The organism is Mycolicibacterium litorale, assembly GCF_010731695.1.
Taxonomy (GTDB): domain Bacteria; phylum Actinomycetota; class Actinomycetes; order Mycobacteriales; family Mycobacteriaceae; genus Mycobacterium; species Mycobacterium litorale.
In genome coordinates, this window is sequence record NZ_AP022586.1 from 1,750,347 (window position 1) to 1,763,911 (window position 13,565).

The 13,565-nt window shown below is 71.1% G+C and carries 14 protein-coding genes; 7 read left to right on the forward strand and 7 right to left on the reverse strand.

Going from position 1 to position 13,565, the window contains the following annotated elements; genetic code table 11:
* Window positions 1-49 precede the first annotated feature (49 nt).
* Window positions 50-1,315, forward strand: a complete 1,266-nt coding sequence (locus tag G6N30_RS08115; RefSeq protein ID WP_134051652.1) for a competence/damage-inducible protein A — start codon at window positions 50-52, stop codon at window positions 1,313-1,315.
* 4 nt (window positions 1,316-1,319) lie between these two features.
* Here G6N30_RS08115 and G6N30_RS08120 read toward each other — a convergent pair whose 3' ends face one another.
* The 3 genes from G6N30_RS08120 to G6N30_RS08130 form a co-directional block, all read right to left on the reverse strand.
* Window positions 1,320-2,234: an alpha/beta fold hydrolase gene (locus G6N30_RS08120; protein ID WP_134051655.1), complete on the reverse strand. Its 915-nt coding sequence runs from the start codon at window positions 2,232-2,234 to the stop codon at window positions 1,320-1,322.
* Window positions 2,235-2,281: 47 nt separating this feature from the next.
* Window positions 2,282-3,751 (reverse strand): amidase, encoded by a 1,470-nt coding sequence (locus tag G6N30_RS08125; protein ID WP_134051658.1) that lies wholly within the window; start codon window positions 3,749-3,751, stop codon window positions 2,282-2,284.
* A 71-nt stretch (window positions 3,752-3,822) separates the two neighbouring features.
* Window positions 3,823-4,716: a fructose bisphosphate aldolase gene (locus G6N30_RS08130; protein ID WP_134051660.1), complete on the reverse strand. Its 894-nt coding sequence runs from the start codon at window positions 4,714-4,716 to the stop codon at window positions 3,823-3,825.
* A 183-nt stretch (window positions 4,717-4,899) separates the two neighbouring features.
* On the opposite strand from G6N30_RS08130, the gene G6N30_RS08135 reads away from it, so the two are divergent.
* Window positions 4,900-5,412: a hypothetical protein gene (locus G6N30_RS08135; protein ID WP_134051663.1), complete on the forward strand. Its 513-nt coding sequence runs from the start codon at window positions 4,900-4,902 to the stop codon at window positions 5,410-5,412.
* Here G6N30_RS08135 and G6N30_RS08140 read toward each other — a convergent pair.
* Window positions 5,402-6,793: a pyridoxal phosphate-dependent decarboxylase family protein gene (locus G6N30_RS08140; protein WP_134051665.1), complete on the reverse strand. Its 1,392-nt coding sequence runs from the start codon at window positions 6,791-6,793 to the stop codon at window positions 5,402-5,404. The two genes, G6N30_RS08135 and G6N30_RS08140, sit on opposite strands and share 11 nt — an antisense overlap.
* A gap of 77 nt (window positions 6,794-6,870) precedes the next feature.
* Here G6N30_RS08140 and G6N30_RS08145 point away from each other — a divergent pair, with 77 nt between their 5' ends.
* On the forward strand, window positions 6,871-8,070 hold the full coding sequence (locus tag G6N30_RS08145; RefSeq protein ID WP_134051668.1) for an enhanced intracellular survival protein Eis: 1,200 nt from the start codon (window positions 6,871-6,873) through the stop codon (window positions 8,068-8,070).
* A gap of 9 nt (window positions 8,071-8,079) precedes the next feature.
* Here the strand turns inward: G6N30_RS08145 and G6N30_RS08150 are convergent, their stop codons facing one another.
* Entirely contained in the window at window positions 8,080-8,931 is an 852-nt protein-coding gene (locus G6N30_RS08150) for an AraC family transcriptional regulator (protein ID WP_134051670.1), read from the reverse strand.
* Window positions 8,932-9,002: 71 nt separating this feature from the next.
* On the opposite strand from G6N30_RS08150, the gene G6N30_RS08155 reads away from it, so the two are divergent.
* The 4 genes from G6N30_RS08155 to G6N30_RS08170 are packed head-to-tail and all read left to right on the forward strand — an operon-like array spanning window position 9,003 to window position 12,262.
* Window positions 9,003-10,265, forward strand: a complete 1,263-nt coding sequence (locus G6N30_RS08155; RefSeq protein WP_134051673.1) for an amidohydrolase family protein — start codon at window positions 9,003-9,005, stop codon at window positions 10,263-10,265.
* Window positions 10,266-10,307: 42 nt separating this feature from the next.
* Window positions 10,308-10,676: a VOC family protein gene (locus G6N30_RS08160; RefSeq protein WP_134051675.1), complete on the forward strand. Its 369-nt coding sequence runs from the start codon at window positions 10,308-10,310 to the stop codon at window positions 10,674-10,676.
* Between the two features lie 29 nt (window positions 10,677-10,705).
* Window positions 10,706-11,530, forward strand: coding sequence for an alpha/beta fold hydrolase (locus G6N30_RS08165; protein ID WP_234880070.1), 825 nt, complete (start codon window positions 10,706-10,708; stop codon window positions 11,528-11,530).
* Window positions 11,531-11,572: 42 nt separating this feature from the next.
* Window positions 11,573-12,262, forward strand: a complete 690-nt coding sequence (locus G6N30_RS08170) for a phytanoyl-CoA dioxygenase family protein (RefSeq protein ID WP_134051678.1) — start codon at window positions 11,573-11,575, stop codon at window positions 12,260-12,262.
* 10 nt (window positions 12,263-12,272) lie between these two features.
* Here G6N30_RS08170 and yaaA read toward each other — a convergent pair whose 3' ends face one another.
* Window positions 12,273-13,019 (reverse strand): peroxide stress protein YaaA, encoded by a 747-nt coding sequence (gene yaaA / locus G6N30_RS08175; protein WP_134051681.1) that lies wholly within the window; start codon window positions 13,017-13,019, stop codon window positions 12,273-12,275.
* Between the two features lie 26 nt (window positions 13,020-13,045).
* Entirely contained in the window at window positions 13,046-13,525 is a 480-nt protein-coding gene (locus tag G6N30_RS08180) for an MSMEG_6728 family protein (RefSeq protein WP_134051684.1), read from the reverse strand.
* Window positions 13,526-13,565: the final 40 nt, after the last annotated feature.

The following is a 13,565-nucleotide window of genomic DNA, read 5'->3' on the forward strand; positions in this document are numbered from 1 at the left end:
AACCATTGTTCAGGTCAAGGCCGCGGATGACACCGCGTAGGTTGTACTCGTGAGTGCACGCGCAGGCATCGTCGTCACCGGCACCGAGGTGCTGACCGGCCGGATTCAGGACCTCAACGGCCCATGGGTGGCCGACCGGCTGCTGGAACTCGGGGTCGAACTCGCCCACATCACCATCTGCGGTGACCGGCCCGCCGACATCGAGGCGCAGCTGCGGTTCCTCGCCGCCGAGGGCGTCGACCTCATCGTCACCAGCGGTGGGCTGGGGCCGACCGCCGACGATCTGACCGTCGCCACGGTCGCCCGGTTCTGCGGGCGCGACCTCGTGCTCGACACCGAACTGGAGGAGCGGATCGCCGAGATCCTGCGCCGGCTCACCGCCCGTCGCAGCGACATCGACTTCGACTCGCTGCGGGCGGCCAATCGCAAACAGGCCATGGTGCCCGCGGGCGCGACGATCCTGGAACCGGTCGGCACCGCGCCCGGCGTCGTCGTCCCCGGTTCGCCCACGGTGCTGGTCCTGCCGGGCCCGCCGCGCGAACTCCAACCGATGTGGCGCACGGCCGTCGAGACCGACGCCGTCAGGGACGCCATCGCCGGGCGCACCGAGTACCGGCAGGAGACGGTGCGCATGTTCGGACTGCCCGAGTCGGCGTTGGCCGAGACGCTGCGCGAGGGTGAGCGTGACGTGCCCGGATTCGAGCGCCTGGAGATCACCACGTGTCTGCGGCGCGGGGAACTCGAGATCGTCACACGCTACGAACCCGACGCCGCACCGGCCTACCAGGATCTGCTCACGCTGCTGCGCGACCGGCACGGGTCGATGATCTTCTCCGAGGACGGCTCCCTCGTCGACGACCAGGTGGCCGACCTGCTCTCCGGGCGGACCATTGCCACCGCCGAATCCTGCACCGGCGGAATGCTTTCCGCGCGGCTGACCGACCGGGCGGGAGCCTCGGCGTACGTGGCGGGCGGTGCGGTCTGCTATGCCGACACCGCGAAGGTGGACCTGCTCGGCGTACCCGCGGACCTGATCGCCACCCACGGTGCGGTGTCCGAACCGGTGGCGGTGGCGATGGCCGACGGTGCGCTGCGCCGCTTCGGCGCAGACGTCGCCGTCGCGGTCACCGGAATCGCCGGACCCGGCGGCGGCACCGACACCAAACCCGTTGGCACCGTGTGCTTCTGCGTCCGCCAGGCCGGCAGCGAGCCGGTGACGCGCACGGTGCGGCTGCCCGGGAACCGCTCCGATGTGCGGGAGCGTTCGACCACGGTCGCCATGCATCTGCTCCGGCGCGCGCTACGGGGCGCCTGACCGCTCAGTGGCGGTCGGCCCGTTCCCACAGTTCGATCATCGACGACAGGATGGCCTGCGCCTGACCGAGTCCGCCGAGGTGGCTCTCGCCGGGCAGGTGATACAGGTGCGCGTCCGGCAGGCACTGCACGCAGTGCTGGCCGTGAGCGAACGGGATGATGTGGTCGCAGTCGCCGTGCCACCAGCGCACGGCGACCTTCACCTCGTCGAGCCGGAATCCCCAGTCGCGGGCGAAGACGACGACGTCGGCGAACGGCGCGGAGAGCTGTTTGCGGCTGCCGTTGAGTAGATCGTCGAGGAACATCGCGCGGAACTCCGGGCGGACCAGCATCCGGCGGTCCGCGGCGGGGGAGACCGCCGCGTAGAGGTAGAGGGCCGGATCGGCGACCGGGCGGACGAACCGGATCAGGGTACTTGCGGCCAACCGGATCGGGGCGCCGGCCACCTCGAGTAACGGGGCGACGCGGGATCCGAGTTTCATCAGCCCGCCCGCGATCGCATCAGGTCCGACGGTGGGCGCCACACCGCCGATGACACCGGTGCCGACCACCCGTTCCGGCATCGCCGCCGCGGCGGCGAGCGCGTACGGGCCGCCGCCGGACAACCCCACCACTGCCATCCGGTCGATACCGAGCGTGTCGGCGATGACCCGCAGGTCGTCGGCGAAAGACAGCACGTTGGGGTACTGGTGCGGGGTGGAGGAGCCGATCCCGGGCCGGTCGATTCCGATGAGCCGGATGCCCTGCTGTTCGGCGAAGCTGCGCGCCTCCGCCGGGATCTGCCTGCGCGCGCCGGGCGTCCCGTGCAGCCAGAACACCGCGCGGCCGTGCGGGTCACCGAATTCGGCGAACCCGATCCGCCGGTCGTCGCTGACCGCGATGTTGCCTTCGAGTTTCGGGCGGGCGATGGGCGGCGTCATGCCGAGCAGTGTCGCACGTCACCGACGGCGGCCGGACGGGGTCTCGGTCACCTGGCCGCGGCGGCCACCCAGCCCGCGGGGCGGCGACCCGCCCACGGCGCCGCCTCTTCCAACTGGGCGGCCAGCTGCAGCAGCACCGTCTCCTCGGGCGCCATGAGCTGGACGCCGATCGGCGGGCCCGCCGAGGTCATGCCCAGCGGCAGCGAGATCGCCGCCCAGCCGGTCACGTTGGCCAGGGCCGTCCATCCGGTGGTGGCGAACTCGACGTCGAAGAACGCCCGGGTCGTGCCGCGCGGCTGGTCGAGCGTCGCGTACGGGGGCGGGGGAGTCAGCAGGGTCGGAGCCAGCAGGACGTCGTGGGCGGCCATCGAGGCGACGAACCGCCGGGTCTCGGCGTGCACGGTCTCGATCGCCCCGGCGTACTGCACGCCGGTCGTGGTGAAGCCCTCGCGCACCATGACCCAGGTGCTGGCCTCGAATTCGTCCTCGGCCGGCGGCCGGCCGAGATGGTCGGTGGCCAGCGCGTGCAGCTGTGCGTTGCTGACGTTGTGCAGCACCGCGATCGCGTCGGCGACAGCGTCGGGGTCGACGGTGGGGGCGCCGGGTTCGACGCGGTGGCCGAGGTCGGCGAGCAGGCGTCCGGCCGCCTCGACCGCGGCGACGATCTCGGGATCGGTGGCGGGGCCGGGGAACGGTGAGCCGGTCGAGATCACGATGCGCTGCGGAGCCGGCTGCTGCGCGATCGCCTGCAGGAAGGGCATCGGGGGCGGCGCCGCACTGTACGGGTCCCCGGGGTCCGGGCCCGTGACGGCGTCGAGCAGGGCCGCGCTGTCGCGGACCGTACGGGTCAGCGCGTGCTCGACGGCCAGCCCTTCCAGAAGATGGCCGGCCGGCGCGAACGAGGTGCGGGCCCGGCGCGGTTTGAGGCCGACCAGCCCGCAGCAGGAGGCGGGTACACGGATCGAACCTGTGCCGTCACCCCCCGACGCCGCGGGCACCACACCCGCGGCGACGGCGGCGGCCGAGCCACCGCTCGACCCGCCGGGCGTGACGTCGGGCGACCACGGATTGACGGTCGGGCCGAACAGCGACGGTTCGGTGGTGCAGTGGTTGCCCCACTCCGGGGTGTTGGTCTTGCCGAACACCACCAGGCCCGCCGACAGATAACGGTCGACGATCCACGCGTTCTGCGGCGCGATCCGGCTGCGCAGTGCGCGGGAGCCCATCGATTCGGGCGCACCGCCCACCGACGCGCCGAGATCCTTGAGCAGATACGGCACCCCGGCCAGCGGACCGCTTGCGCCACCGCGCAACCGGCCGGAGGCATCCAGCTCGGCGGCCTGTCTGCGTCCCCGGTCGAACAGGTCGTGGATGACCGCGTTCAACCCGCGGGCGGAGTCCAGCCGGGTCAGCGCGGCGTCGAGCAGTTCGGTCGCGGTGACGTCGCCGGAGGCGACGAGCCGAGCCTGACCGATTGCGTCGAGGCCGGACAGTTCGAATGCGGCTTTGGTGTCCAATTTTTCTCTGATGCTCGGCGATCCTGCAGTGCGCCGGGCCGACTGGCAACCCGGCGCACCGCGGGAGCGACTCAGCCGGCGATCGACGCTTCGTAGATGCCCTGGATCGTGGCGTCGAGCGTGGCGTTGAACTCGTCGTCGGACTGCTGCGCCGACAGGCCCTCAGTGAGCGCCCGGCTGAAGCTGGCGATCACACCGGAGTTCTCGGCGAGCTTCTTGTTGGCCTCCTCGCGCGAGTAGCCGCCCGACAGCGCCACCACCCGCAGCACCTTGTCGTGGTCGACCAGCGGCCGGTAGTGATTCGCGGTCGACGGCAGCGTGAGCTTGAGCATCACCTGCCGGCCGGCCGGGATCGCCTCGAGGTTCTTGGCGATCTCGTCGCGCAAGATGTCCTCGGCGGCGGCCTTGTCGTCGATCGAGATCGTCACCTCCGGCTCGATGATCGGGACCAGCCCGTGGGACAGCACCTGCTGGGCCACCTCGAACTGCTGGGCCACCACCGCGGCGATGCCCGTGGCGTTGGCGCCGCCGATCACCGAGCGCTCCTTGGTGCCGAAGATGCCGTTGGCGACGCCGCGCTCGAGCAGCTCGTCGAGCTGTGGCATCGGCTTCATCAGCTGCACGTCGTCGGACGCGTCGGCGAGACCCTTGTCGATCTTGAGGAACGGCACGACGCCCTTGTCCTCCCACAGGTACGCCGCCGACGGCTTGCCCTCGATCTCGCGGTCCATCGTCTGCTCGAACAGGATCGCGCCGAGTACACGGTCACCGGTGAACACCGGAGAGGTGATGATCCGCGACCGCATCTCGTGGATCAGGTCGAACATCTCGGTCTCGGACGAGTACTCGCTCTCCTCGACACCGTAGAGGCGCAACGCTTTCGGCGTCGAGCCACCGCTCTGGTCGAGCGCGGCGATGAAGCCCTTGCCCGCCGCCAACTTGTCCGTTTGCTGTTGGTTCGCCATCGGTGCAGTCCACTCCTTTGAAGACGGTTGTCGTTGACGGATTCGTGGTCGGCCCGCCGAGCCGGTTTCCTCTGTGAGGATATTCGGCGCTTACGCGCACGTTCCGGCAGGTGTCGTGCTTGGCTGGGAGCACACCGGTCAGCACCTGCCGGACATCTGGTCACCACGGCTGAAGGGAGCACCATGCCCGCCCCGTCCCCGTTCGCCGCGTTCCTCTCCGCAACGGCGCTCTTCGCCGCGCCGCTTGCACCGATCGGTGCCGGCGTCGCGTCCGCGCCGATCGCCGCCGCGGAGTCCGGCGGCACCTTCCTGCCGTTCAGCAGCACCCTGCGGCGGTGCGACTACAGCGTCCGCCAGTACTACGACTCGGCGGGCATGGCCAGAGCCACCGCAACCGTGGGCAGCGGCTCCGGCCAGGTCACCGCCGACGTGCAGATGGCGCTGGCCAAGCCCAACACGTTCTACGAGGTGCGGCTGATCCAGGCGCCCCGGGAGTCGGCAGCCGGGTGCGGTCCCGGCGCCCCAGGCACCGCGGCCGGAACGCTGCACACCGACGGGGTCGGCGCGGGTGCGATCACCCTGTCGAGTCCGCTCATGGCCGGTGCGACCGGCGCATGGGTGTCGATCGAACGCCCGCAACCGAATTCGCAGTTGCCGGCCGAGTTCTACACCACCGACTTCATCGTCAAGACGTAGCGCCGGAAGCGGTGCCGGCCGCCGCGGCGATCGCCGCGGCGGATCGGTCGATGTCCTCGTCGGTGGTCGCCCAGTTCGACACGCTCACCCGCAGCACGTAGGCGTCCTGCCAAGTCGTGCCGCCCAGCCAGCAGGTGCCGTCGCGCTGGATCGCCGCCACCGCGGCGCGGTTGGCGTCGTCGCCACCGGGTAGCGCGACGAGCACCTGGTTGAGCACGACGTCGTTGAGCACGGTGGCGCCCGGGATGGTGCCCAGATGTGCGGCCATCCGGCGGGCCTGAGCGCAGTTGCGCTCCACCATGTCGGCGACGCCGGTGCGGCCGAGCGAGCGGATCGCGGCGTACACCGGAACCGCCCGCGCCCGCCGCGAACTCTCGGGGACGTAGGTGGTGTTGTCGCGCTGGCCCTGGTCGGCGACCAGATAGGGGCCGGTCAGGCTCATCGCGGCCCGGTGCGCGTCGGGATGCGCGACGATCGCCGCCGCGCAGTCGTATGGCACGTTGAGCCACTTGTGCGCGTCGACGGCCCACGAATCGGCGCGCTCCACGCCGCGGGTGAGATGCCGGGTCGCGGGCGCGGCGGCCGCCCACAGCCCGAAGGCGCCGTCGACGTGCAGCCACGCCCCGTGCGCGGCACACGCGTCGGCGAGCGGTTCGAACGCGTCGAAAGCCCCGGTGGCGACGTTGCCGGCCTGCGCGCACACGATCGCCGGACCCGAGCCGTCGGCCAGCGTGCGGCCCAGCGCGTCGGGATCCATGCGGCCCTGCGCGTCGGCCGGTATCCGGATCGCGGTGTCGGCGCCGAGACCCAGCAACCGCAGTGCGGTGTGGATGGTGGCGTGCGCCTGTTCACCGCACAGCACGCGCAGCGGGGGCGCCCCGATGAGCCCGTCGCGTTCGACATCCCAACCGGCGGCGGCAAGTACGGCATGCCGCGCGGCGGCCAGACAAGTCGTGTTGGCGCCCTGTCCGCCGGTGACGAAGCCGACGCTGGCGGTCCTCGGCAGGCCCAGCAGGTCGACCACCCACGCCGAGGCGATCTCCTCGATCGCCGCTCCGGCGGGGGACAGCGCGTGGAAGGCCGCGCACTGGTCCCATGCCGAGACCAGCCAGTCGGCGGCCAGCGCCGCGGGCAGGGCGCCGCCGACGACGAAACCGAAGTGGCGGGGTCCGGCACTGGCGACCAGGCCGGGGTCCGCGCCGGCCGCGAGGGCGTCGACGACCTCGGCGGGATCCGTACCGTGCGCGGGCACGGGGCCGCCCAACCGCTCGACGACGTCGGCGGCGGTGGCGCGCGCGGCGACGGGTCGCTGGCCGAGGCCGGCCAGATACGTCTCGGCGTGCCGGACGGCGGCCTGCAGGCCGGCGGTGCGATCGGGCATGCGATGCAGCCTATGACTTCCGCGCGGAGGAAAAATCGGATGCGAGGGACGCCGCCGCTGTGGCAGCGTCGCGGTCTGTGGGCGCTTCCGGGCTGGATCTGCGGTCGGTGACCGACGGCGACTGGGCACAGATGGTGCGTCTGGACGCCACCAACTTCGGCCACGTGGTCGATCCGTCCGCACTTGCGGCGTGGCGCACCCTGATCCCCGACCACGGCGCACTCGTGGTCGCGGACGGGCCGGACGTGGTGGGACAGTCGCTCTACGCCGACCTGCAGTTGACCGTGCCCGGCGGCGCGGTGCTGCCGGTCGCGGGCATCACCTGGGTCTCGGTGGCGCCGACGCACCGCAGGCGGGGCCTGTTGCGGGCGATGTTCACCGAACTGCACGACCGGATCGCCGCCGCGGGACTGCCCGTCGCCGCGCTGACGGCCAGTGAGGGCGGCATCTACGGACGGTTCGGATACGGCCCGGCGACGGTACGGCACGAGTGGGCCGTCGACCGGCGTCTGACCCGGTTCCGTTCTGACGCACCCGATGCCGGCGGTGTGCGGATCGTGACGCCGAGCGAGCACCTCGACGCGTTCACCGCCGTCTACGACCGCTGGCGCCGGATCACTCCCGGCGGCCTGGCTCGCCCACGCGCACTCTGGGACGACCTGTTTGCCGACCGCGACGAGGACCGCGCAGGGGGCAGCCCGTTGTTCGCGTTCCTGCACGCCGACGGGTATGTGCTCTACCGGAACCACGGCGCGGGACCGAGGCACGTCCGCGTGGTGGATTTCAAGGCGGCCACGCCCGAGGCGCACGTCGCGCTGTGGCGGGCGCTGTGCGGTATGGATCTGATGGAGCGCATCGAGATCGGCACGCACCCGGCCGATCCGTTGCCCTACCTGCTCACCGACGGCCGCGTCGTGCGCACGACCGGCGCCGCCGACGATCTGTGGTTGCGCCTGATGGACATCCCGGCTGCGCTGCAGGCCCGCACCTACGACGACGACCTGTCGGTCGTGCTCGAGGTCGACGACGCGTTCCGCGGCGACGGCGGCCGCTTCGCGCTGCAGATCCGCGACGGACGCGCGGTGTGTGCCCCGACCGGCGCCGCCCCCGACGTCACCCTCGACCTCGACGTACTGGGCGCGCTCTATCTCGGCGGCCACCGGGCCACGGCGTTCGCTGCGGCGAACCGGTTGCGCACCAACGACTCCGATACCGTGCGTCGCATCGACAGGGCATTCGCCAGCGCCGTGCCCGCGGAGCTGGGCTTCGCGTTCTGACGCCGGCGCTCACACCGCGGAAGCGGCCGCCCTGCGCCGGTAGGCCGAAGGGGTCTCCCCGCAGAACTGGGTGAACGCGCGGGTGAACGAGCTCAGGCTGTCGAACCCCACCGCCGTCGACGTCTCCTGCACCGACTGTCCGGGAGCGGCCAGCAGTGCCATCGCCCGCAGCATGCGTGCGTGCAGCAGGTAGGTCCGCCAGGACAGCCCGAGTTCCTCGGCGAACAACCGGCGCAGTGTGCGTTCGGAGACCGACACCGCCCGGCTGACCTCGTCGGCGGTGACCGACTGCAGATGCTCTCTGGTGTAGGCCAGCGCCGCGGCCACGATCGGGTGCTCGGAGCTGGGCAGGTTGAGCGGCGCCTCGTGGTCGAGCGCCTCGATCACGAGGTTGCCCAGCGTCTGGAAGAACGCGTCGGCGGCCGACTCGTCGTGGGCGGCGCTCTCGCGCCGGTCGATCGGCCACCGCAGCGCGTAGATCATCATCTCCCGGATCAGCGGTGAGACGGCCAGGATGCGGGCCCGGTTGCCGCCGTCGGGGATCAGTGCGCTGTCGAACATCACCGCGACGGTCTTGACGTGGGCGTTCATCGTCGCCTGGTGTTCGAGACCCTGCGGCAGCCATGCGGCCTGCTGCGGCGGGACGAGGTAGTGGCCCGAAGCGGTCTCGACCTCCACCACGCCGCCGATCGCGTACTCGATCTGGTGCACGTCGTGCGAATGCCAGCCGGTGATGAGCCCGTCACCCTCGTAGAGGTAGCTGCCGGCCAGGGCGCGGCCGCCGCGGCGCAGGTCGATCACGCGCTCGGACAGGTTGGCCGATTGGGCGAAGTCCTTGGCCGATAGCGCAGAGACGGTCATACCTATGCACGGTACAACTGGAACTAGTCCAATGTGACCCCGGCCACGTGAAGTCCTGACGAGGAGCGCCTATGAATGTCGACGACCTGATCCTGGTGAGCATCGATGACCACGTCGTGGAACCCCCCGACATGTTCCTGCGGCACGTGCCTGCCAAGTACCGGGACGAGGCGCCGATCGTGGTCACCGACGACAAGGGCGTCGATCAGTGGATGTACCAGGGCCGTCCGCAGGGCGTCAGCGGCCTCAACGCCGTCGTGTCCTGGCCGGCCGAGGAGTGGGGCCGCGACCCCGCCGGCTTCGCCGAGATGCGCCCGGGCGTCTACGACGTCCACGAGCGCGTCCGCGACATGAACCGCAACGGCATCCTCGCGTCGATGTGCTTCCCGACGTTCACCGGGTTCTCGGCGCGCCACCTCAACATGCACCGCGAAGAGACGACGCTGGTGATGGTCTCGGCGTACAACGACTGGCACATCGACGAATGGGCGGGCGCCTACCCGGGCCGATTCATCCCGATCGCGATCATGCCGACGTGGAACCCCGAGGCGATGTGCGCCGAGATCCGCCGGGTCGCCGCCAAGGGCTGCCGCGCGGTCACCATGCCGGAACTGCCGCACCTCGAAGGTCTGCCCAGCTATCACGACGACGAGTACTGGGGACCGGTGTTCCGGACGCTGTCCGAGGAGAACGTGGTGATGTGCCTGCACATCGGCACCGGTTTCGGCGCGATCAGCATGGCGCCCAACGCACCGATCGACAACCTGATCATCCTGGCCACCCAGGTCTCGGCCATGTGCGCGCAGGACCTGCTGTGGGGCCCGGCCATGCGGAACTACCCCGACCTGAAGTTCGCGTTCTCCGAGGGCGGCATCGGGTGGATCCCGTTCTACCTCGACCGCAGCGACCGGCACTACACCAACCAGAAGTGGCTGCGCCGCGACTTCGGCGACAAGCTGCCCAGCGACGTGTTCCGCGAGCATTCGCTGGCCTGCTACGTCACCGACAAGACGTCGCTGAAGCTGCGGCACGAGATCGGCATCGACATCATCGCGTGGGAGTGCGACTACCCGCACTCGGACTGCTTCTGGCCCGACGCCCCCGAACAGGTGCTCGCCGAGCTGAACGCGGCAGGGGCCGACGATTCGGACATCAACAAGATCACCTGGGAGAACTCCTGCCGGTTCTTCGGCTGGGACCCGTTCGCGCACACGGCGAAGGACCAGGCGACGGTGCGCGCGCTGCGGGCGCAGGGCGCCGACGTCGACGTGTCGATCCGGCCGCGCAAGGAGTGGGCGCGCCTCTACGAGCAGAAGCAACTCGCCAAGGCATAGCGAACGGTTTCACCGCGGCCGGTGGCGGCAACCCCGATGGTCATGATCGGAACACTGCGATCCGTCGTCGTCGACTGCCGGGATCCCAAGGCGCTGGCCACCTTCTACGCCGGGGTTCTCGGCGGGGACGTCCGCGCCGAAGAGGACGACTGGGTGGTGCTGACCGAGCCGTCGGGGCGACGGCTGGCGTTCCAGCGGTCGCCGGAACATCAGCCGCCGGAGTTCCCGGACCCCAGCGGCTCACAGCAGTTCCACCTCGACATCCGTGTCGACGACGTCGATGCCGCCGAACGCCAGGTTCTGGACCTCGGCGCCACCCGGGTGACCGAGGCCGAGGAGGACGACGACTTCCGCGTGTACCGCGACCCCGCGGGGCACACCTTCTGCCTGGTCTTCGACGTCGACGACTGAGCCAGAGGCGCGGGCGTAGAGTCCGCCCGGTGGAATTCGACCTGCAGTTGCCGTCGGGCCGGGTGCGCGCCCGCTCGTGGGGTGCCGAGGATGCCCCGATCCTGCTGTGCGTGCACGGCATCTCGGCGAACCTGACGGCGTTCACCTATCTGGCCGAGCGGCTCGCCGGCCAGGACCGCCGCGTCGTCGCGTTCGATCTGCGGGGCCGCGGCCGCAGCGAGATCACCCCACCCGGCACCTACGGGCTGGAGCGCCACGCCGCCGACGTCCTCGCGGTGACCGGCGCCCTTGGCGCCGACACGGTCGACCTCGCCGGCTGGTCGCTCGGCGCGCTGATCGCGATGCGCGTCGCCCGTGACCATGGCGCCCGGGTGCGCACCCTCTCGCTGATCGACCACATCGGCCCGGCGCAGCGGGCGGCGCTGGGGCCCGTGCGGGAGGGCTTCGCCCGACTCGATGCCGCCGTCGCGACGCCCGCCGCCTATCTGGACAGCGTGCGCGCCGCCGGCGTCGTCGACCCGTGGACGCCGTTCTGGGACGAGCACCACACGTACGAACTGGCCCAGCAGCCGGATGGGATGTGGCGTCCGACGACCTCACGCGCCGCGTCCGAGGAGGATCTGTTCCAGCGCTGGCCCACCGACTGGGCCGACCACTGGACGGCCCTGACCATGCCGACGGTCGCGATCCGCGCCACACGCCCGATCAACGGTGCCGCGCTGATCTCCGACGAGGCCGTCGCCGCCATGCGGTCCGCCAACCCCGCGATCCGCGTCGTCGACGTCGACAGCAACCACTTCACGTGCATCGTGGACCCCGCCACGGTCGACGCCGTGGAGCAGAACCTGCGATAAATCACTTTCGCGGACACGACACCGTGCGGCAGCCTGTGCTGCGTGGTGGATGTGGCGGCGTTCGACCGGGACGGGTTTCTGAGAATCGACCAGCCGGAGTTGCGCAGCGCGGCGGATGCCGCCCGGGCAGTGCTGTGGGAACAGATCGGGTTGTCCCCGGACGATCCCGCGTCGTGGACGCAGCCGGTGGTGTGGGCGTCGGACATGACCGGCGCCGGCCCGTTCGCCGAGTTGACCGGCAGTGTGCGCCTGGCCCGTGTGCTCGACGCCCTGTGCGGAGCCGGCGGCTGGGAGCCTCGCCGAGCGCTCGGCAACATCCCGGTCCGCTTCCCGGTCCGGCCACCCGTCGACGACCGCGGTTGGCACATCGACATGAACACGCCGCTTCCCGACGGCGGGTGGGCGGTCAGCGGCCGACCGCACACCCTGCTGTTGCTGACGCTGCTCTCCGACGTCGGGCCCGACGATGCCCCGACCCGCATCCGCCGCGGTTCCCACCACGATGTGGCGGCGGTGCTGGGAACTTCACCCATGGATTTCGTCGAGGCCGGCGCGGTGGTCGACCGTGTCAGCGCCGGGCGGCCCGTGGTGCACGCGACCGGGTCGGCCGGCGACATGTACGTGGTGGATCCACTCACCGTGCACGCCGCCGACGAACACCGGGGCCGCACACCGAGATTCATGGCCCAAGCGCCGGTGATGCTCACCGCACCGCTGCGCCCGGGCCGATGACGCGTCTCGGTCAGGCGGGGACCACGACGACCAGATCGTCGCCGTCGCGCTCGACCCGCATGCCCGCCCGTCGTGCCACCGCCGCGACGGCCGTGGCGTCGGACGGCTCGGACCGCGTGGTGGCCAGCGCACGGGCGAGCCTGCCCTTGTGGGCCTTGTTGAAGTGGCTGACCACGGTGCGCCTGCCGTCGGCATGCTCGGCCAGCACGTCGACGTGGACCGCGGCGGGCAACCGGCCTAGCGCGGCGTAGGAACCCGACCGCAGGTCCACGACGAGCTCCCCGTCCGCGATCCGGGCCAACACCGGTTCGAGCGCCGGGCGCCACCGCGCGCTCAGCGACGGACTGCCTGGCAGCTTCGCAGACGCCGAAAGCCGGTAGGCGGGCACCGGATCGTCGGCGCGCAGCAGCCCGAACAACGCCGAACCGACGGCCAGCCGCGCGCGGGCCCGCGCGGCCGCCGCACCGCGAAGCGACCCGATGTCCAGGGCGTCGTAGAGCACGCCGGTGTAACGGTCGATGGCCGGCAGCGTCGGCGCGGTGTGCAGCGCCGCGTTGCGCTCGATCTCGGCGTCCTGTTTCGGCGAGAGTCCGAGGGCCGTGCGGCTCGCGTCGTGGTCCGCCGACAGTTCGACGACTTCGTCGACGAGCGCCTTGCGCACCGGCTCCAGTTCGGGAAACGAGAGCACGTCATGTCGCAGTGGTGGTCCGTCCCCGCCCACGCGTTTGGTCTCCGACGGCGGAAGCAGCACGAGCACGGCGACGAGGTTAGCGCTGCCGGGGATCAGATCGGTATTCGGCGGCCGCGGTCCGACGCCGGCCACACATAGGGCAGGTCGTCGGGGACGTCGGGGAACAGCGGCCGGTAGTGCTCGGGATCCTTCTTCACGAGCGCCGCCTGGTGGCTGCGGTGAAAGTCCGGGTCGCCGAGCCACGGCGGGAGCTCCCCGGCGGCGCGCAGGCCGGACTGCGAACGGACCGTCTCGATCCCGACCGTCGCGCCCAGATCCGTGACCAGCGTGGTGGCGCACGTATCGGCCCGGCCACTGCGACACCACTCTTCACACACCTGCAGTCCGTAGCGCACGAGCGCTTCCTCGTATCCCGCCCACATGGCGGCCGCAGGGTGGTGCCGCCATCCGTAGCCGGGGACGGTCAACGCGCGCAGCACCTGGATGACCTCGACCCGCTGTTTCCCGAGGCGACGTGCGTCGAGAACCGCGGCGCTGGCGTCGAAGTCCTCGCAGGGCAGAAAGGTCTGCATCGGTGCCGACGTACCCGCGAGGCGGGAAGATCACACCCGC